The 18,823-nt window shown below is 64.0% G+C and carries 16 protein-coding genes and 1 pseudogene; 7 read left to right on the forward strand and 10 right to left on the reverse strand.

The window, feature by feature from the left end:
- Positions 1-6: 6 nt before the first annotated feature.
- The gene (locus X727_RS149445) at positions 7-2,166 is read right to left on the reverse strand and encodes a hydantoinase/oxoprolinase family protein (RefSeq protein ID WP_023834389.1); all 2,160 of its coding nucleotides are present in this window, start codon (positions 2,164-2,166) and stop codon (positions 7-9) included.
- 110 nt (positions 2,167-2,276) lie between these two features.
- Between X727_RS149445 and X727_RS149440 the strand changes: the two genes are divergently transcribed.
- A complete protein-coding gene (locus tag X727_RS149440) occupies positions 2,277-3,056 on the forward strand; it encodes a helix-turn-helix transcriptional regulator (RefSeq protein WP_023834390.1) in 780 nt (259 codons plus the stop codon).
- A gap of 19 nt (positions 3,057-3,075) precedes the next feature.
- On the opposite strand, the gene X727_RS149435 is transcribed toward X727_RS149440, so the two are convergent.
- The 8 genes from X727_RS149435 to X727_RS149400 form a co-directional block, all read right to left on the reverse strand.
- Complete coding sequence (locus X727_RS149435; protein ID WP_023738080.1) at positions 3,076-3,657, reverse strand: DUF1349 domain-containing protein; 582 nt, start codon at positions 3,655-3,657, stop codon at positions 3,076-3,078.
- Between the two features lie 15 nt (positions 3,658-3,672).
- Positions 3,673-5,112, reverse strand: a complete 1,440-nt coding sequence (locus tag X727_RS149430; protein ID WP_023746609.1) for an aldehyde dehydrogenase family protein — start codon at positions 5,110-5,112, stop codon at positions 3,673-3,675.
- Positions 5,113-5,277: 165 nt separating this feature from the next.
- Positions 5,278-5,763, reverse strand: coding sequence for a hypothetical protein (locus tag X727_RS149425; protein ID WP_023834391.1), 486 nt, complete (start codon positions 5,761-5,763; stop codon positions 5,278-5,280).
- Positions 5,764-5,862: 99 nt separating this feature from the next.
- Positions 5,863-6,744 (reverse strand): ABC transporter permease, encoded by an 882-nt coding sequence (locus tag X727_RS149420; protein WP_023668828.1) that lies wholly within the window; start codon positions 6,742-6,744, stop codon positions 5,863-5,865.
- Entirely contained in the window at positions 6,741-7,700 is a 960-nt protein-coding gene (locus X727_RS149415) for an ABC transporter permease (protein ID WP_031198523.1), read from the reverse strand. Before X727_RS149415 ends, X727_RS149420 begins: the two co-directional genes overlap by 4 nt.
- A 37-nt stretch (positions 7,701-7,737) precedes the next feature.
- Positions 7,738-9,381 carry an ABC transporter substrate-binding protein gene (locus X727_RS149410; protein WP_023668830.1) on the reverse strand — a complete coding sequence of 548 codons (1,644 nt, stop codon included), beginning with the start codon at positions 9,379-9,381 and terminating at the stop codon, positions 7,738-7,740.
- 35 nt (positions 9,382-9,416) lie between these two features.
- Positions 9,417-10,193 (reverse strand): DUF427 domain-containing protein, encoded by a 777-nt coding sequence (locus X727_RS149405; RefSeq protein WP_023725876.1) that lies wholly within the window; start codon positions 10,191-10,193, stop codon positions 9,417-9,419.
- 15 nt (positions 10,194-10,208) lie between these two features.
- On the reverse strand, positions 10,209-11,567 hold the full coding sequence (locus tag X727_RS149400) for an LLM class flavin-dependent oxidoreductase (RefSeq protein WP_023668832.1): 1,359 nt from the start codon (positions 11,565-11,567) through the stop codon (positions 10,209-10,211).
- Between the two features lie 191 nt (positions 11,568-11,758).
- Here X727_RS149400 and X727_RS149395 point away from each other — a divergent pair, with 191 nt between their 5' ends.
- Positions 11,759-13,561, forward strand: a complete 1,803-nt coding sequence (locus X727_RS149395; RefSeq protein WP_023834392.1) for an ABC transporter ATP-binding protein — start codon at positions 11,759-11,761, stop codon at positions 13,559-13,561.
- 77 nt (positions 13,562-13,638) lie between these two features.
- On the opposite strand, the pseudogene X727_RS1000000166535 reads toward X727_RS149395, so the two are convergent.
- Positions 13,639-13,818: pseudogene (locus tag X727_RS1000000166535) on the reverse strand (ATP-binding cassette domain-containing protein); the annotation flags it as partial.
- Positions 13,819-13,957: 139 nt separating this feature from the next.
- Between X727_RS1000000166535 and X727_RS149385 the strand changes: the two are divergent.
- Genes X727_RS149385 through X727_RS149365 form a run of 5 tightly spaced genes read left to right on the forward strand, consistent with a single transcriptional unit; the run spans position 13,958 to position 18,813 of the window.
- Complete coding sequence (locus tag X727_RS149385) at positions 13,958-15,193, forward strand: ROK family transcriptional regulator (protein WP_023834393.1); 1,236 nt, start codon at positions 13,958-13,960, stop codon at positions 15,191-15,193.
- A 14-nt stretch (positions 15,194-15,207) separates the two neighbouring features.
- Positions 15,208-16,287 carry a Gfo/Idh/MocA family oxidoreductase gene (locus tag X727_RS149380; RefSeq protein WP_023725882.1) on the forward strand — a complete coding sequence of 360 codons (1,080 nt, stop codon included), beginning with the start codon at positions 15,208-15,210 and terminating at the stop codon, positions 16,285-16,287.
- Positions 16,287-17,123 carry a sugar phosphate isomerase/epimerase gene (locus X727_RS1000000167955; RefSeq protein WP_023725883.1) on the forward strand — a complete coding sequence of 279 codons (837 nt, stop codon included), beginning with the start codon at positions 16,287-16,289 and terminating at the stop codon, positions 17,121-17,123. The genes X727_RS149380 and X727_RS1000000167955 overlap by 1 nt, the downstream gene beginning before the upstream one ends.
- Positions 17,120-17,923, forward strand: coding sequence for an alpha/beta hydrolase (locus X727_RS1000000167960; protein WP_023725884.1), 804 nt, complete (start codon positions 17,120-17,122; stop codon positions 17,921-17,923). The genes X727_RS1000000167955 and X727_RS1000000167960 overlap by 4 nt, the downstream gene beginning before the upstream one ends.
- Positions 17,920-18,813 (forward strand): ROK family protein, encoded by an 894-nt coding sequence (locus tag X727_RS149365; protein WP_023725885.1) that lies wholly within the window; start codon positions 17,920-17,922, stop codon positions 18,811-18,813. Before X727_RS1000000167960 ends, X727_RS149365 begins: the two co-directional genes overlap by 4 nt.
- Positions 18,814-18,823: the final 10 nt, after the last annotated feature.

The raw sequence follows: 18,823 nt of genomic DNA on the forward strand, positions 1-18,823 counted from the left end.
GCCCTTTCAAGAATGGGTGTAATGCAGCAGCGTCCACTCATCGACGTGGACACGGTCCTGCGGATGAACAACGAGCGTGGTGGCGGGATGTTCGATGATGGCCGGACCGATCACCTCATGGCCGGGCTGCAGTAGGTCCATCTCGTAGAGATTGGCCTTGTGCCGGCGTCCCCCGATATAGGCCTCGCGCACGCCCTTGTGCGCTGCTGCCGGGGCCGACTTGCCGAGCGGGCGCTTCAAGAGCACCGGCTTGACCTTGTCGGCGGTGGCGATCAATCCGAGCTCGGTGATGGTGAAGCCGGCTTCGCCATAGCGCGAAACGCGATGGTTGACCTTGGCGTAGACCGCCTCGAACTCGTCGATGACCCTGCGCATGTCGTCAGCCGAATTGACCTCGGCAAGCGGTGCCATGACCTCGACATCCTCGAGCTGGCCGGTGTAGCGCATCATCAGGAACGGCACGGTCTTGATCTTGTCTCTGATATGGCCGTCGCTGATCATCTCGTCGACCGCCGCCTTGGTGAGATCATTCCAGACGTCGGTGACCTTCTTGCCGAAAGCGAGCAGCTCGTCATCGCTTGCGCGGGCGCCGATGTCGTGCTGCGTCGAGACCGAATGCCGACGCATGAAATCGGCGGTGGTGCAGCCGAAGGCCGAGAAGGCGGCGGCAAACTGGAAGGTGATGATGTCCTTGAAGCCGATGCCCCTGGAGCAGCCGGCCAGATGCAGCGGACCCGAGCCGCCATAGGACAGCAGCGTGAATTCCGAGGGATGGATGCCCTGGCCGGAGATGACCCGGCGCAGCGCGTTGTTGGCATCGGCTTCCAGCATGTCGATCATGCCTTCGGCAGCCTCCTCGACACCGACGCCAAGGATGCTGGAGCATTTTTCCTCAAACGCTTTGCGCGCCTTCTCGACCTGCAAGACGACCTTGCCGCCGAGGAAATAATACGGGTTGAGGCGGCCTAGTATGGCGTCGCAATCGGCGATGGTGGGTTCAGTGCCGCCCTTGGCGAAGCAGATGGGGCCGGGGTCGGAACCGGCGCTTTCCGGCCCGAGCGAGACTTTCTTGGTCAGCGGGTCGACCTTGAGGATCATGCCGGCGCCGGCGCCGATCGTGTCGAGATGCAGCGTCGGCACGTTGAGCTTGAAACGGTCCATCAGCGGCTCGTTCTCGATCCGCGTCTGGCCGCGCGAAATGACGCCCATGTCGAAGGAGGTGCCGCCCATGTCCGAGCAGATCAGGGAGTCGTTGCCGATGAGCTTGCCGACATAGGCCGCGCCGAGAATACCGCCGATCGGGCCGGAAATCATGGTTTCGTGCAGGCGCGGATGGTTGATTGAGGTCAGGCCGCCAAAGGACAGCAGCGTCTGCACGCCGTATTTGAAGCCGTATTTTTTCGAAACGTCCTCGATACCCCTAAGCTGCTTGCGGCCGCGCGACGTCGCGTAGGCTTCGATCAGCACCGAGTTCAGCCGCGACTGTTCGCGGATGACCGGGCGGACCTCGTGGCTGGTGTAGATGAGGATGTCGGCGCCGGCTTTCAGCACCTCCTCGCGGCATATCTCGGCGATGCGCTTTTCGTGCACCGGATTGACGTGCGAGAAGATGGTCATGATGCAGATCGCCTCGACCTTGTCGGCAATCAGCTTCCTGGCCGCAATCGCGACTTCATGCTCGTAGAGCGGCAGCACGATGTCGCCGAACTGGTCGATGCGCTCGGTGACGCCATGGGTGCGACGGCGCGGCACCAGCGGATCGGGATGATGGTGGGTCACCGCATGCAGCCGGTCGGCATAGGAATAGTCGGCCCAGGCCTGCAGGCCGCGACCCATCAGGATCATGTCTTCCAGACCCTTGGTGGTGATCAGGCCAAGCCGGCGCCCGGTGCGCGACAACAGTGTGTTGAGCATGCCGGTGCCGGAATAGAGCACGACGTTGACGCCGGAGAACAGCTGCTCCAGCGAGATGCCCCAGGCGTCGGCCGCGTCTTCGGCCGATGCGAGGAAGCCTTCGGCCTCGTTCTTCGGCGTGGTTGCCGACTTGCCGATCTTGAAGTGGCCGTCCTGGTCGACAAGGATCGTGTCGGTCATGGTGCCGCCGGCGTCGATGCCGATGACGATTGGATTGCCGACGATGGGGCTGGTGAGGTTGGGTTGGGTCACGGTCGCCTCAGGATTGCTGTAGGATGGCTCAAGCTAGATTCCTTGGGCGGCCTTGCGCCATATGCCAAAAGACACAATGTCCGCCGGACCGGGATCGCCGAGAAAAGGGCATGCGCATGGGCAATATCTGGGGGCCGCTCGCCAGGGCGATTGCCGCCACCGGTACGGACAGGCATGTCGACTGCCTGATCGACCTGATCGGCGCCGATATCGAGCACGATCTCGTCACCGTGACCCGATATTCGGCGACGCAGACGCCGGAATTCATCAAGCACCGGCGCTTCTCCGACGAGATGGTCCGGCGCTATCTCGACAATTACTACGTCTTCGACCCGTTCTATGCCTCGTGGCGGCGTGAACGCCGGCTGGGCATCCTGCCGCTGAAGCGGCTTGCCGACGACGAAGCCAAACGCGGCCAGTACATAGCCGGCTTCCTGGCGCAGTCGGAGATCTGCGACGAGGTCGGCATCATGCTGGCCGATGGCGGCGACTGGTGCCTCGGCATCTTCCTCGACCGCTCGACCTCCACCTTCAAGGAGAGCGAAATCGCCCTGCTGGACGAGCGGCTGCCGGTGTTCGAGGCCTTGCATGCGCTCGACATCAAGGCGCGCGGCACCGAGTTCTCCCGCACATCGGCGCCGACCGGCCCCGGCGCCTCGCCCCGGCAAGAGCCGACCATTCCTGCGAGCCTGTGGCCGGAACTGTCGCTGCGCGAGCGGGAATTGGTTCAGTTGATCCTGGCGGGACATCCGACCGCCAACATCGCGGAACGGCTCGGCATCGCCGTCGGCACGGTGAAGAACCACCGCCGCCGCATCTACGAGAAGCTCGACATAACCACCGAACGGGAGCTGTTTTTGCAGTTCTTCCAGCATCGGGCAGACGGTTAGTCCGCCATCGATATGGCCGTCAGTCGTGCAATTGCCTGGAAATCGGCGGGCCGACAGTAAAGCCGGAGAATGTTACCTCAAACCCTTCGCGCTGCGGCGAGCAGCACATCATGCCGACATCGACGGATTTGGAGATCGGGAAATAAGCCAGCCGCACCGGCTTCCACTTGCCATCGGTGGTATCAAGATATTGGATGCGGATCGCCTCGGCATGGCGGGTCAGCCGGATGCGCACGCCGTCGGGGCCGGTGGGAATGCTGAGCAGCGACCAGTCCGAGGTGTCGTTGGTGACCACCACCGAAAAGTAAGCCAGCCCGTCGGTGTATTCGATGCCGGCCTTGATCCAGTGCGTTTCACTCAGCCGCAGCATCAGCCCGGCCTGGTCGTAGAGCACCTTGTAGTCGCCCTTGACCGTGACTTCGGCGCTGAAGTCACCCTCGACCGGCCGATACAGGAAATGGCCATTGTCACGCCAGAAACCGTAGAAGGTTTCGCGCCAGAAGTCGGTTTCCCCGGCGGTGCGCACATGCACGATGCCATCGCCGAAGGCATGGTGCGGCGGCGGGTTGAGCCAGGTCAGGTCCTCTTTCGCCGCTGCCATCGGGTCACCCGTCGATCAGCCGGCGAATGTATAGGCTGTCTTCACCGTGGTGTAGAACTCCGCGGCATAGCGGCCCTGCTCGCGCGGGCCGTAGCTCGATCCCTTTCGGCCACCGAACGGGACGTGGAAATCGACGCCGGCGGTCGGCAGATTGACCATCACCATGCCGGCCTCGGAATTGCGCCGGAAATGCGTGGCATGCTTGAGGCTAGAGGTGCATATCCCGGAGGTCAGGCCGAAGGGCGTGTCGTTGGCAACCGCAAGCGCCTCGTCATAGTCCTTGACGCGAATGACGTTGGCTACCGGGCCGAAGATTTCTTCCCGCGAAATGCGCATGGCGTTGGTGCTCTCGGTAAACAGCGCCGGCCGGAGATAGAAGCCGGGCGTTTCGCGATCGAGTCGCTCGCCGCCGAAAGCGAGGTTGGCGCCTTCCTGGCTGCCGATGGCGATATAGTCCTCGTCCTGCTTCAGCTGGCTCGCATCGACGACCGGCCCGATCTGCGTCTTTGCATCGAGCGCATCGCCGATGACGAGCTTTTCCAGTCGCTCCTTGAGCGCGGCGACGAAGCGGTCGTGAATGCCTTCGGTCACCACCAGCCGGGAAGAGGCCGTGCAACGCTGGCCGGTCGAGAAATAGGCGCCGTTGATGGCGCATTCGACCGCCGTGGCGAGGTCGGCGTCGTCGAGCACGACCATCGGGTTCTTGCCGCCCATTTCGAGCTGGAACTTTCGCATGTGCTCCACACTGGCCGCAGCCACACGTTTGCCGGTGCCGACCGAGCCGGTGAAGGTGATGGCGTTGAGGTCGGGGCTGTCAAGCATGGCTTGGCCGACCACCGAGCCCTTGCCCATGACCAGGTTAAGCACGCCTTTCGGCAAGCCGGCGCGGTGCAGGATGTCGACGATGGTCCAGGCGCTTTCAGGGACGAGTTCGGCCGGCTTGAAGACGATGGTGTTGCCGTGCGCGAGCGCCGGCGCGATCTTCCAGGTGGGAATGGCGATCGGGAAATTCCATGGCGTAATGATGCCGACGACGCCAACGGCCTCGCGGGTGATCTCGACGCCGACGCCCGGGCGCACGCTGGGCACCAATTCACCCGACAGGCGCAGCGTCTCGCCGGCGAAGAAGTCGAAGATCTGGGCGGCGCGGATGGTCTCGCCAATGCCCTCGGCCAGCGTCTTGCCCTCTTCGCGCGACAGCGCGCGGCCGATCTCGTCCTTGCGCGCCATGATCTCGTCCGACGCCTTTTTCAGCACGGCGTGGCGCACCAGCGGCGCCGAACGCGACCAGGCCGGGAAGGCGGCTTTGGCCGCCGCTATGGCCTGCTTTGCCTGTTCGGCGCCGGCCGAGGCATATTCGCCAACGACATCGCCCGTGTTCGAGGGATTGATGTTGCGCGAGCCGGCCTCGCCCACCCACTCGCCATCGATCAGATTTTTACGAAACAGGCTCATGTCGCGGTTTCCTTGTATTGGTTCGCTGGCGGTGCCGTATGCCTGAATCATTTATCAGACAAATGACGACACTGTGAGGGCTGAAATCTAGCTGCGGACTGGATAGCCGATGGCGCGCGGCTATGAAAGCCGCGACCTCAAGATGGACAATATGAAGCGGCCCTGTCAGGTCGGAAAAGTCCAGAACAGGCAAGCCAGCGTCGCCGCGGCGAAGATGACGAAGAACAAGCTCCTGAGCAGGATGTTGCGGCGCAGCCCGTTCATGGTGAAATGGCTGCCAACGATGGCCGCGGCGAACAGGAAACGCCAGTTCAGGAGCGCCCACAGCACGCTGCTCTGGCCGAAAGCCCAGCGGGCGACGAGACAGCCGACAATTGTGGCGAACAGGGCAATCACCGCCCAGAACAGCGCATCCGCAGCATGGGTCAAGACGATGCCGGCGGCGCGGATCGGCAGGATCATCATCAGCATGGCGCTGAAGAAATAGACGGCGGCGAGCGGCAGGAACGAGCGGGCATCGGCAATGCCGTCCAGCCGCCTCACGCCGATCGCGCCATAGGGATAGCCGTGCCTGGCCACCGCCAGGCTGAGCGCCATGAGCAATGCGGTGAGCACCGCGACCAATGCGAATGTAATGAGGGCCTTGCTCATGCCGTTCCTTTCTTTGAGGCCTGTCAGAGCCGAATCACGAGGAACGATTTTAGCGCACGGTCCGCGATTGCGCGTCAGCTTTGCTGAGCGTTCCGCTCTTCACCGATCGCTGTTTTCGAAGGCGCCCATGCCTTGCGCGATCAGATTGGTTGCCATGACAAGCGAAACGATGGCTGCGGAGTTGAAGATCACCACCCACCATTTGCCGCCGGTCAGGAAGCCGTAGCCGTCGGCGACCGCCAGTCCCCAATCGGCTGAGGGAGGCTGGATGCCGAGGCCGAGGAAGCTCAGCGTGGCGATCGAAAAGAAGGCATAGCCAAGCCTTGTGACCAGCTCGATGAGAATGGTTTCCCTGACATTAGGCAGGATCTCGAGGAACATGATGGAAAGAGCGCTCTCACCGCCGAGACGAGCGGCGCTGACATAATCGCGTTCGCGCTGCTCGCGCACGGCGGCACGCACCGTCCGTGCCACCAGCGGGGCATAGGCGATGCCGATCACAAGGATGACGGTGAGGTTCGATGGCCCAAGCGCGACCAGCGCCATGGTGACGAGGACGATGAAGGGAAAGGCCATCAGCGTGTCGAGCAGCCTGGCGCCGATGGCGTCGATCAGCCCGTCGAAATAGCCGAGCACGAGGCCAAGCACGCTGCCGGCGGCAACGCCGAGCAGTGTTGCTGCCGGCGCGACCAGCAGGATGTCACGCGAGCCGACGGCGATGCGCGACAGCACGTCGCGGCCAAGTTGGTCGGTGCCGAACCAGTGCGCCGCGTCGGGCGGCGCCAGCATGACGAGGAAATCCTCGGCATAGGGATCGTAGGGCACAAACAGGCTGCCGAACACGGCACAGCCGACCCAGAACAGCAGGATCAGCGAGCCGATGATGACCGAGGGCGGCAGCTGCGAAACAGTCTCGCGGATGCGACTTGCTGCCCGCCAGCGCAGCGTACGGCGCTCCGGCAATTCCATCAGTTCCATCATGGCGAGACACGGCGGCGCTGCCGCGGATCGAGCAAGGCATTCACGAGATCGCCTGCCGCGGCCGACAGCACGAAGATGGTCGCCATGACCAGCACGCCGGCTTCGAGCATCGGGAAATCTCGCGCCTTGGCGGCGTTGAGGACAAGGTTGCCGAGGCCCTGTATGCCGAACAGGGCTTCGATGACCACCAGACCACCCAGCATGTAACCGGTCTGGGTCGCGAGCACGGCGATGGTCGGCGTCAGCGCATTGCGCAGCACGTGCCGGATGAGTATCTCGCGACGCTCAAGGCCTTTCAGGACGGCGGTGCGCGTATAGTCGGCGGCCAGCGCCTCGATCACACCGGCCCGCGTCATGCGGGTGATGTAGCCGGCAAGGTTCAGCACCAGCGGCAGCGCCGGCAGGATCAGATAATAGCCACTGACCCACAGCCCGGCGCCATCGGGAGCAGCGCCGGTGATCGGGAACCAGTTCAGCCACAGGCCGAAGACGATGAGCAACAGCAGGCCGGAGACGAAGTCCGGGACGATGCCGAAGGACACGCCGGCGAGTACGATCAGGCGGTCGATAAAGCGGCCCTGGTTGAGACCGGCGACGATGCCGGCGCCGATGCCCAGCGGCAACAGAAAGACGAGGATAATTCCGGCAAGGGCCGCCGAGCGCTTGAGGCTTTCCAGAACGAAGGGCGCCACCGGCAAACGCAACGACAGGGAGGTGCCGAAGTCGCCTGACAGCACGCTGCTGAACCAGTGCCAGTATTGCACGAGCACCGGCTGGTCGGCGCCGAGCTGCCTGTTCAGCGCCGCGACGGCCTCGGCATCGGCGAACGGCCCGAGCATGAGGCGACCGACATCGCCGGGCAGAACCTGCCCGGCGAAGAACACCAGCATGCTGACCAGCCACAGCGTGAGCAGAAGCGAGGCTGCCCGCACCAACACAGTGCGGCCGGTCAGCATCGGATTTTAGTGCCCGGAGTGGCTGGACGTCTCGCAATCATGCCTGGGCGAACGTCACGCGATCGAGCAGCAGATGCGAGATCGCCGTGAAGCGGACGCCCTCGACCTTCGACGAGACGATGCGGCTGTATTGCGAGAAGTAGCTGATGATCAGCGGCGTCTCGTCCAGCAGCAAGGTCTGGATCTTGCCCGCGGCAAGGCGTTGCGCCTGAAGGTCGCGGGCCTTGCCGTATTCGAGCAGCAACCCGTCATAGGCCGGGTTGTTGAAATGCGCCGCGTTCCAGGCGCCCGAACTCTTCAGCGTCGCATTGAGGAAGATGTCGGGCGTGCCGCGATGGCCAAAATCGGTAATGCCGAGATTGGAATCGAGCCATGGCGACGAGCCGAACTTCGCCGAGCCATAATAGGCGTCCTGCGGCAGCACGTTGAGCTTGATGTCGATGCCGGCCTTCTTGGCAAAATTCTGGATCAGCACGGCATAATCGGGAATGTCATAGGCGCGCTCGGTGGTCAGCGTCACCGGGAAGCCGTTCGGCACGCCGGCTTCGCCAAGCAGGCGCTTGGCCTCGGCGATGTCCTGCTTGCGCTGCGGTACCGACGGATCGGCCGAGGGGAAGATCGGCGCGAACGGGGTGTCGTTGCCGACGATGGCGCGGCCCTTGAGCAAGCCCTTGACCACCGCCTCGCGGTCGATGGTGAGCGCCAAGGCGCGGCGGATGCGCTTGTCGGTGAACGGCGCCTGGTCAGTCCTCAGATGCACCTCGTCATGCGAACTTGCCTGCACGCTGAGCAGCTTGAAGTTGGGATTGCCCTCGATCGCCAATTCCAGCCGGGTCGTGCTCGGGATGACGTCGAGCTGGCCGGCCTGCAGCGCCAGCACCTGCGCCTGCTCGTCGTCGAAGAACTTGATTTCGACGCGGTCGGGCAGCGCCTTGTCGCCCCAATAATCAGGGTTGCGCACGAAGCTGGCGCCCTGCTTGGGGCGGAAGGATTCGAGCTTGAACGGGCCGGTGCCGTTGAAATTCTTCTCGAAATCGCCGGCATAGTCGGCCGGCAGGATGACGGCATTGTAGACGTCGGACGAGACATAGAAGGGGAAGTTGCTGTTGGGCCCGTCGAGATCGAAGGCGACTGTCTGGTCGTCGACGACCTTGGCGCCGCCCTTGGACAGGATGCCCTTATAGGCCGACAACGCGGACGAACCGCTGGCCGGATCGACCAGCCGCTCGAAGCTCGCCACCACATCCTTGGCGGTGACGGTGCGGCCGTCGTGGAATTTTACGCCCGGCCGCAATTTGAAGGTCCAGCGGCTGGCGGTCTCGTCGGCCTCCCACGACAGAGCGAGCTTGGGCTGCAGACCGTCCTTGGGATCGTCGAGGATGAGATATTCGCCGACCTGGCTGATGACGCCGATGCTGGCCGGATCGGTGATGGAGACGGGATCGATCGCCTTGGTCGGCTGTCCGAGCCCAACGCGGACCGTGCCGCCGGCGCCGGCAGCGCGCGCCGTGCCGAAACCAGCAAGTCCCTGCGAGGCGGCAAAGCCGGTGAGGCCGATCAAGGCTGCGTATTTCAGCAGATCGCGGCGCTTGAGGAAGCCGGCCTGGTGCTCATCGACGGCGACGTTCCAGATGTCGCCGGACAGATTGCGAAGCGTATTGATGTCGTTGCGTTTGGTCATTCTGGAACCCCTGTCTGAAATGACTGTTGAATGGCTTAAGCGACTGGTTCGCCGTCGAGATGGATGCGGTCGACGGCTTGCGGGTAAAAGGCGATGAGGCCCCTGATCTTGGGCATTTCGGCAATGGGATCGCGGTAGCTCCAGGCGACATCGGGGCTCACCGAGCCGTCGGCGCGCCGGCCCGACCAGTAGGAGGCGATGCCTTTGTAGGGACAGCGCGTCGTGCTGTCCGAGTCGACCAGACGGTCGAGCCTGACATCGTCCGGATGCAAATAGAAACGCGTCGGCAGATGCGTTTCGAACAGCAGCACCGGGCGATGGCTGTCGGCGATCACTTCGCCGTCGAACCAGATCTGGACATGGCTTGAACTCTGCAGAGCGTCGATGCGGGCGTATGGGTCGCGGGCGTGGACGAAGACTTCTTCCTCCTCCTCGAACCATTGGTCGACCGCTTTCCAGGTGAAGGCGATGCGGCCGGCCAGTGGCGACAGGCTTTCATCCTGCGGCGCGACAAACGACCAGGCCGCATTGGGAGAAGCTTTCGATCCCGTCTCCAGGTCCCAATAGGTGGTTTCGCCGCCGACTGGATGCGGCTGGCGATGCTCGGACGGCTTCAAGAGCGAGCGGTCCACCGAGGAGGCCGGGAAGAAATAGATCGGCAGAAAATGGTTGGAGCGCAGCACCAGGACGTTGCGGCTGTCGGCGATGGTGCGGCCGGCGAATTTGACCCGAATGCGCTTGGGGCTGTGCAGAACATTGATGAGCTGCGGAGCCGTGGCTTCGCGGGGCTGAAGTTTTGGCGCTGCGGTCATATCAGTTGCCCCAAGTCAGGATACGGCGCGCACATTGTCGCGCTGTTCGGCGAAGCGGTTGGCCGGCCGAGCCAGGCCGAAACGATCACGCAGCGTCCCCGGCGCATATTCGGTGGGGAATACGCCGCGGCGCTGCAGTTCCGGCACGACCTGCTCGGCAAAATTCACCCAATCCTCCGGGAGCAGCGGGAACATCAGGTTGAAGCCGTCGGCGGCACCTGCCTCGAACCAGTCCTGCAGCTGATCGGCGATCTGGTTCGGTGTGCCGACGACGGTCGGCACCGAACCGCTGTTGGCGAGCTTGCGAGCGATCTCGCGCAGAGTGAGGTTCTGCTTCGACCATTCCTTGACGCGATTGAGCGAGGTGCGGCCGCCATTGAAGGTGCTCTCGTCCGGCAGCGGCGGCAGCGGGCCGTCCGGCGGATATACGGAGAGATCGACGCCGCTCCAGCTCGAGAGAAGGTCGATGCCGACCCGATCGGGAAGCAAGCTCTGCAGATACTCCTGCCGCTCGCGTCCCTCCGCTTCGGAAGCTGCGACGATCGGCAGGATGCCCGGCAGGATCTTGAAGCTCTCGGGCTTGCGGCCGTAACGGGCGAGGCGCTCGTTGATGTCCTGCCTATATTTGATGCCGTCTTCCTTGGTGCTGTAGATGGCAAAGTGCGCATCGGCATGCGCGGTAGCGAAATTCTTGCCGTCTTCGGACGAGCCGGCCTGGACGATCAGCGGATGGCCCTGCGGCGGGCGCGAGACATTGAGCGGTCCGCGCACCTTGAAGTGCGGGCCCTTGTGGTTGATCGCATGGACCTTGTCGGGATCGGCGAAATAGCCCGATGCCTTGTCGATAAGCAGGGCTTCGTCTTCCCAGCTGTCCCACAGTGCCTTGACGATATCGAGGAATTCGGTGGCGCGCTCATAGCGAAAGGCGTGCTCGATATTGCCGTCGCGGCCGAAATTGCGGGCCTCCTCGTCCATGGCCGACGTCACCACATTCCAAGACGCCCTGCCCTTGCTGATATGGTCGAGCGAGGCAAACATGCGGGCGACATTGTAGGGCTCGCTGTAGGAGCTCGAGGCGGTGGTGATGAGGCCGATATGCCTGGTCACGCCGGCAAGCGCCGACAACAGCGTCAGCGGTTCCAGGCGGGCATTGGCGTAATGGGCTACGCCGCTCTGTACGGAATCCCAGATCGCAACATGGTCGGCGACGAAGATCGTATCGATCCTGGCGCGCTCGGCAGACTGGACGAGATCGCGGTAGAAGTCGAAGTCGAGCACTTCGCGGCCGGGCGCGCGCGGATGGCGCCATGACATACGATGATCGCCCTGCGGGTTGAAGAAAAACGCGCTGAGGATCATGTGGTCGCGTGCCATGTCGGCCTCCTTGCAGAACTGCTCCAAGGGACCGTCGCGACGCCTCGACCGGCTGCGACAATCTCTCCTGAGCGATGAAAGGTAGATTGCGCTCCAGCTTAATTCGAGTAATTTTATAGAGATTGTGCGGCGCGAAAGCGGAAGCGATTGCCCTCGAAGACCGCGCCGAAAGAAAGTGGTTTCAGCAAGACATGTCGTCATCGGTTCTGAACGTCGAGCAGCTCACCGTCGCCTATGATGGACGCCGGGGATCGCATCCGGCCGTCAACGGCGTGTCGCTCGCCATCGGCGAAGGCGAAGCGCTCGGCCTTGTCGGCGAGTCCGGATCGGGCAAGAGCTCGGTGGCTCTCGCTATTCTGCGCTATCTGCCGCGCAACGCCCGGATCGCCGCGTCGGCGCTCGAATTCCAGGGTCGCGAGATCCGCAGTCTCTCCGGCGAGCAGCTTCGCCGGCTAAGGGGCGATCGCATCGCGGCCGTCTACCAGCATCCAGGTGCGGCACTCAATCCGGCCATGACGATTGGCCGGCAGATCACCGAGACGATCATGCGGCATCGCCCGGTTCGGCAGGACGAAGCACGCACCCGCGCCGCCGAGCTGCTCGGCCGCGTCAGGGTGAGCAATCCGGAGCGGGTGCTCGATCTCTATCCGCACGAATTGTCGGGCGGCATGCAGCAGCGCGCCAACATCGCGATTGCCATTGCGCTCGACCCGTCGCTGCTGGTGCTGGATGAGCCGACGACGGCGCTTGACGCCAGCGTCCAGTCCGAGATCGTCGCCATCCTGCAGGACTTGCGCCGCGATCACCAAACCAGCGTTCTGCTGATCAGCCATGACATCAACATGGTCCGCCGGGCCTGCGATCGGGTGGCCGTGATGCAGTCGGGGACGGTGGTCGAAAGCGGCATCGCCAACGATGTCTTCGAGAACCCTGTTCACGCCTACACCAAGGCGCTGATCGCCTCGATCCCGGCGCTCAACTTCACCAAGCGCGACGGCAGGCTGGCCGAGATGCACACAACCGGCCCGTCGAAGCCTGTCCGCAGCGATCAACCGGAAGCCGCACGTCCGATCGCCGTCGCCTGCAAAGGCATCAGCCGCGCCTTCGGCTCCCAGGCCGTCCTGCACGATATCGACCTGGAGATAGCCCAGGGCGAGACGTTCGGGCTGATCGGCGAATCCGGCTCCGGCAAGTCGACATTGGCAAGGATCGTGACTGGCCTCCAGACGCCGGACGCTGGGTCGGTCGAGCTGTTCGGCAGCACTGTCGCGCCGCGCGTCGAGAAAAGAAGCCTGAGCGAACGGCGCGACGTGCAGATGGTGTTCCAGTCACCCGACCGCACGCTCAATCCGCGCCAGCGGATCGGCAGGATCCTCGGCCGTCCGCTGCGGCGGCTCGCCGGCTTTAGCCGCAGCGAGGTGAAGCAGCGTGTCGGCGATCTCCTGGCCTCGGTTCGTCTTGCCGCTACGACCGTCGACCAGAAGCCGAGATCGCTGTCTGGTGGCCAGCGCCAACGGGCGGCGATTGCGCGCGCCTTTGCCGGCGTGCCGAAGCTCGTGGTGTTGGACGAGCCGACCTCTGCGCTCGACGTTTCCGTGCAGGCGACCGTGCTCAATTTGCTCAACGACCTGCAGCGCGACAAGGACACCACCTATCTGTTCATCAGCCACGACCTCAGGGTGGTGCGCTATATGGCCGACAGGATCGGCGTGCTCTATCGCGGCCGGCTGGTCGAGACGGGATCATCCGAGCAGATTTTCCGTGGCCTCAACCACCCCTACACGAAGCTGCTTCTGGCCGCGTCCTCGGATGAGACGGCGCCGAGGGCTCCGGCTCAGCTCCACGTCGCGGCACACGATGCCGAGACCTCCGGATGCTCCTTTGCCGCCCGCTGTCCTGTCGCGCTGCCCGATTGCCGAAAGGCGCAACCACCCGTCAGGCAGGCCGGCGACGGTCATCTGATCGCCTGCTGGAGAGACGCAAGCAGTCTCTGATTGCGAAGCGGGCAACTGACAAGCCTTCTTTCGAGGAGATGTCCCCCGGCCGATGCGGCCGGAGGACAGGCTTGGGAGGCGCCTGACGTCGGCTGGAAATTTCCGGCGATGGTTTTGACCAGCGTCGATTTGCCGGCGCCATTGTCGCCCGTCAGGCCGAGAACCTGGCCCTCATTGATGTCGAGCGAGACATTGTCCAGCGCGCGAACGGCACCGAAATCCTTCACGATGTGTTCGAGACGCGCTAGAACCGGCATCGCATCCTCCCATGCCAATTTGTAAGTTTCTGATACAAATCATCGTTTGAAACTTGGGTCAATGGGCTTTGGGATGCTGAATATTTGTTGCAATGCACCCCACCTTGGGTCTTTCAAATCGCCTAGAAATTCTATTAGTATGTCAATCAAACAAATTGTGGAGAACGACGTGCTGGTGTCGACCGATCTTCGGCCGAACGAAACGCGGGCACTTGCGGCGCTGTTTCGTGCCGGCGCGTCGAGCCGAGCGGCGCTCGCACGCAATCTCGGCCTGACCCGGTCGACCACCGGCGCCCTGGTGCTGGGGCTGACCGAAGCCGGTCTGGCGCGCGAGCGGTCGGATGGAGCGGATGACGAGCAGGATAGCGAGGGTCGGGTCGGCCGTCCCGGTATCCTTGTCGAGATCGAAGGCAATGGCGGCTTCTTCCTTGGCGCTTATATCGGCGTCAACTGGATCGCAGCCGTGGCTGTCGACCTTGCCGGCGCGCGGCGTGCGAGCGCCTCTAGGGCATTTGCCGGCCCGGGCAGCACGCCTGAAGCCGCGGTCGACATCATCGGGGAACTCGTCGCCGAGATCCGCTCGCAATTGCCTGCGGGCACGCGCCCCTACGGGCTCAATGTCGCCGTGCCCGGCTTCCCCGCCGCCGACGGGATTTCATACCATGCCACCATCCTTGGCTGGCACGGGGTCAATCTGGCGGAGCTTTTGCGCACTGCCTTTGGCGCGGACTTTCCAATCCTCTTGGAGAACGATGCCAATGCCGTGGCGGTGGCCGAGACATACCGGTCGCAGCCGGGCAAGGACCATGAGGATGCTCTGGTCATCCTGATCGAGAACGGCGTTGGCGGCGGCATCATCAATGCCGGCAGGCTGCATCGCGGCCGGCTCGGCGGCGCCGGCGAAATCGGTCATCTTCGCATTGGCGACGAAGGTTTTGTCTTCGACGCGAAGCGCCCGGGGCGGCTGGAATCCTATGTCGGCAAGGATGCGTTGCTGGCGCGCTATTTGCACATAAGCGGACTGCGCGCCGGCCTGCATGAGTTTGTGGCGGCATTGGCCGACGGCGATCCGCCAGCCGTTGCCACGGCGCGCGACTGGGCGCTCTGGTTCGGTCGCGGGCTGGCGACACTTGCCTGCACCTTGCAGCCGGAGCGCATCATCCTCTCCGGCTCGGTCAATGCTGTCTATCCCTTTGTCTCCAAACAGGTGGCAGCTTTCCTCTCGGACTTCCTGGCTGAAGGTTATCCGGTTCCCACAGTCGAACTGTCGCGCGTCGGCGCCGACGGTCCGGCATTGGGCGCTGCCTGTCTGCTGCATCAGGCAGCTTTGTCGGGCGATCCGCAATTTCAACTTCGCGGCCTCGCCGCGCGCTAATCAGGAGAGATTCAATGCCTCGCAAAGACGAAAAGCGGCTGCGTGTCGGCGTGCTCGGCTGCGGTCCGATTGCCCAGGCGGCGCATTTCGAGTCCTGCACCAAGGCATGCAATGCCGATCTCTATGCCATCTGCGATGTCGCCGACGATCTGCGCGACAGGATGGCCGCGACCTACGCGCCTGAAAAATCCTATGCCGACTACGGCCTGATGCTGGCCGATCCCGACCTCGACGCCGTCATCATCGCGACATCGGACATTTTTCACGTCAAGGCCGCGGAACTGGCGCTCGATGCCGGCAAGCATGTGCTTTGCGAAAAGCCGCTGGGCGTTTCGGTCGAAGAGGTCGAGCACTTGCGGGCCGCGCTCCACAAGAGCGGCAAGGTGCTCCAGGTCGGCCATATGAAGCGCTTCGATCCCGGCATCCAAGCGGCGAAGGCTTTCGTCGACGACGAAATGGGCGAGCGGCTGGCGTTCAAAGGCTGGTACTGCGACAGCACCCACCGCTACCCGATGACCGATGCGGTGCAGCCGCTGATCATCACCAGCGCCAAGGCGCGCAAGCCTGCCGTCAATCCCAAGGCGGATCTGCGCCAGTATTATATGCTGGCGCATGGCAGCCATCTCCTCGATACGGCGCGCCATCTGCATGGGCCGATCGAAGCGGTGGAGGCCCGGCTCACCGAGCGCTATGGCGCCTATTGCTGGTTCATCACCACCATCTTCGCCGACGGCATGATCGGCCATCTCGACCTGACGGTCGCCGTGCGCATGGACTGGCACGAAGGGTTCCAGATCTATGGCCAGAACGGCAGCGTTCTCGCGAAGACGTATAACCCCTGGTACTACAAGAGCAGCGAGGTCGACATTTTCCGCGAGGCCGATGGCAGTTGGCACCGGACGCTTGGCGCGGATGGCCACTTCTATCGCCGGCAGCTCGAAGGCTTTGCCGATGTCGTGCTGAATGGCGCGCCGATGATCGGCGCCGGCATCGAGGACGGCATCGCATCGGTCAGGGGCATGGCTGCCATCGCCCGCTCGGCCGCTGCCGGCGGCCGCGCCGTCCGTCTGGCCGATGTCGACGGGGTCGTGTGATGCAGCTTGGGATTTTCGCCAAGACCTTCGCCACCACCGGCGCCTTGCCGGTGCTGCGCGCGGTCGCGGACGGCGGCTACACGGCGGCGCAGTTCAACATGGCGTGCCTTGGACTGCCGTCGATGCCGGACAGCATTGAGCTCGGCGCGGCCCGGTCCGTCGCTGAGGCGAGCGGCGAGGCCGGCGTTTCGATCGCGGCGGTTTCGGGAACCTACAACATGATCCACCCGGATCGCACGGTTCGCATCCAGGGACTTGCCCGGCTCGAGGTCCTGGCCGCGTCATGCGCCGATATGGGCACCCGTCTGATTACGCTGTGCACCGGCACAAGGGATGCGCAGGATCAGTGGCGCTGGCATCCCGACAATGCAAGCGAGGCGGCATGGAGCGATCTGCGGACGGAGATGGAAGCGGCGATCGCGATTGCCGAGCGCTTCGACATCGAGCTTGGCATCGAACCGGAACTGGCCAATGTCCTCTCCAGCGCCCGGGCCGCACGCCGCCTGCTGGACGAAATGAACAGCACGCGGCTGCGCATCGTGCTCGACCCGGCCAATCTGTTCGAAGTGGCCGACAGCGCGGAGCGTCATCGCCTCATCGGCGAAGCCATCGATCTGCTGGCCGCCGAGATCGGCATGGCCCATGCCAAGGACCGCCATGCCGATGGCAGTTTTGCCGCAGCCGGAAAGGGCGTGGTCGACTTCCCACATTTCATCGGCCGCCTGAAGGCTGCCGGGTTCGACGGCCCCTTGATCACACATGGCCTGACAGAGGCCGAGGCGCCAGGTGTCGGCGCCTTTCTGCGCACCGTACTGGAAGAGAGCGAGCTCGCGTGAAAGAGACCTTCAGCCGCGATGGCGTCGACCTTGCCTACCGGGACGTCGGCGCCGGGCTTCCCGTCATCTTCCAGCATGGGCTGGGCGGCGATGAGGCGCAGGTCGCCGACGTGTTTCCCGATCTGCCGGTGACCCGGCGCGTGACGCTCGAATGCCGTGGCCAGGGTGGATCCGGCTACGGGCCGGTCGAGCGGCTTTCGATCGCGACGTTTGCCGAGGACGTCGATGCACTGGCCGACGATCTCGGCCTAGGCCCGGCCGTCGTCGGCGGCATCTCGATGGGCGCGGCGCTGGCGCTTCGCCTGGCGGTGCACAGGCCGGCGCGGGTGCGGGCGCTGGTGCTCGCCCGGCCTGCGTGGGTATCCCAGGCTGCACCGGCCAATATGAGGCCCTATGCCGTGGTCGGCGATCTCTTGATGCGGCATTCGCCCCAAGACGCAAGGCGTCTGTTCGATGACAGCGCTGTTGCCGGCGAACTGGCCAGATTGGCGCCGGACAATCTCGGCAGCCTGCAAGGCTTCTTCACTCGCCCGGACCCGGTTCTGTTCGGCAGGCTGCTTTCGGCGATCGCCGGCGATGGTCCCGGCGTGAGCGAGGCGGACATCCGCGCTATCGCGGTGCCGACCCTTGTCATCGGCCATGAGCATGACCTCGTCCATCGACTGGACGACGCACAGACGCTGGCCGGGCTCATTCCGTCGGCCCGGCTTTGCACCATCACAGCCAAATCGCAGGATCGCGCCGCCTACCGGCTGGAATTCCGCGCCTGTCTTTCGGAATTCCTGGAACCGCTCGCATGACCGACAAAACGGCGGATGAGACCATCGCCGTGGTCGAGATCGGCGGCACGTCAGTCAAGGTTGGCTTTGCCGATCGCGGCCACCCGGTGGATTTCGCCCGCACCTACCCGACCGCGCAACTGCGCCAGGGCGCGCCGGTGGCGGGGTTGGCCGATGCGGTCACCGCAGCCTGCCGCGATGCCGGGCTCAAACCTGCACGGGTCGTTGCGACGGTGCCTGGGTTCATCGACCGCGACTTCGACACGGTGCTGCACACGGCCAACATTCCCGAACTGAACGGTATCCGGCTGGGTACGGTACTGGCATCGCGGCTCCGCGTTCCCGTGCGGCTCGAACGCGACGTCGTGCTGCAATTGCTGGGCGAAAGCGTTGCCGGCGCGGTGAAGCGGCAAAAGGAGGTGCTGGCGGTCTATCTCGGCACCGGCATCGGTGCGGCCTATCTCGGCAAGGACGGCATTTTCAGGGGCGGCGGCTGGGCGCTGGAAATCGGCCACATGCCGATCTACCGGCCTGACGAAAGCGGACCGCCAAACCGGGTCGAGACCTACGCCTCAGGGGCAACGCTTGTCGAACTCGCGACAGACTACGATATCCCGGTGGCCGATCTGTTTTCGGCGGCCGGGCAGCCGCCATCGCTGCGCGAATGGCTCGATGAGATCGTCTGGCAGCAGGCGGTGACCATCGCAACGGCAGCCGCTTTGTTTTCCCCGCAGACGATCCTGATCGGCGGCGGTATCGTCGACATGAAGTCCTATCCCCGCCAGGCGCTCAAGCAGCGCATCGCGGACAGCCTGCCGCATTCGCTTGTTGTAGAGCCTCTGGACATACGCTGGGCGGCCCTGGGCTGGCAGGCGGCGATCCATGGCGCGGTGCTGCTCGGCGCGGTGTGATCGCCGTGGT

Source organism: Mesorhizobium sp. L103C105A0 (assembly GCF_000502215.1).
GTDB lineage: Bacteria > Pseudomonadota > Alphaproteobacteria > Rhizobiales > Rhizobiaceae > Mesorhizobium.

Coding starts and splice junctions, on each gene's coding strand:
- X727_RS149440 (WP_023834390.1), top strand. CDS start 2,277: ATGCGCATGGGCAATATCTGGGGGCCGCTCGCCAGGGCGATTGCCGCC.
- X727_RS149435 (WP_023738080.1), bottom strand. CDS start 3,657: ATGGCAGCGGCGAAAGAGGACCTGACCTGGCTCAACCCGCCGCCGCAC.
- X727_RS149430 (WP_023746609.1), bottom strand. CDS start 5,112: ATGAGCCTGTTTCGTAAAAATCTGATCGATGGCGAGTGGGTGGGCGAG.
- X727_RS149425 (WP_023834391.1), bottom strand. CDS start 5,763: ATGAGCAAGGCCCTCATTACATTCGCATTGGTCGCGGTGCTCACCGCA.
- X727_RS149420 (WP_023668828.1), bottom strand. CDS start 6,744: ATGATGGAACTGATGGAATTGCCGGAGCGCCGTACGCTGCGCTGGCGG.
- X727_RS149415 (WP_031198523.1), bottom strand. CDS start 7,700: ATGCTGACCGGCCGCACTGTGTTGGTGCGGGCAGCCTCGCTTCTGCTC.
- X727_RS149410 (WP_023668830.1), bottom strand. CDS start 9,381: ATGACCAAACGCAACGACATCAATACGCTTCGCAATCTGTCCGGCGAC.
- X727_RS149405 (WP_023725876.1), bottom strand. CDS start 10,193: ATGACCGCAGCGCCAAAACTTCAGCCCCGCGAAGCCACGGCTCCGCAG.
- X727_RS149400 (WP_023668832.1), bottom strand. CDS start 11,567: ATGGCACGCGACCACATGATCCTCAGCGCGTTTTTCTTCAACCCGCAG.
- X727_RS149395 (WP_023834392.1), top strand. CDS start 11,759: ATGTCGTCATCGGTTCTGAACGTCGAGCAGCTCACCGTCGCCTATGAT.
- X727_RS149385 (WP_023834393.1), top strand. CDS start 13,958: ATGTCAATCAAACAAATTGTGGAGAACGACGTGCTGGTGTCGACCGAT.
- X727_RS149380 (WP_023725882.1), top strand. CDS start 15,208: ATGCCTCGCAAAGACGAAAAGCGGCTGCGTGTCGGCGTGCTCGGCTGC.
- X727_RS1000000167955 (WP_023725883.1), top strand. CDS start 16,287: ATGCAGCTTGGGATTTTCGCCAAGACCTTCGCCACCACCGGCGCCTTG.
- X727_RS149365 (WP_023725885.1), top strand. CDS start 17,920: ATGACCGACAAAACGGCGGATGAGACCATCGCCGTGGTCGAGATCGGC.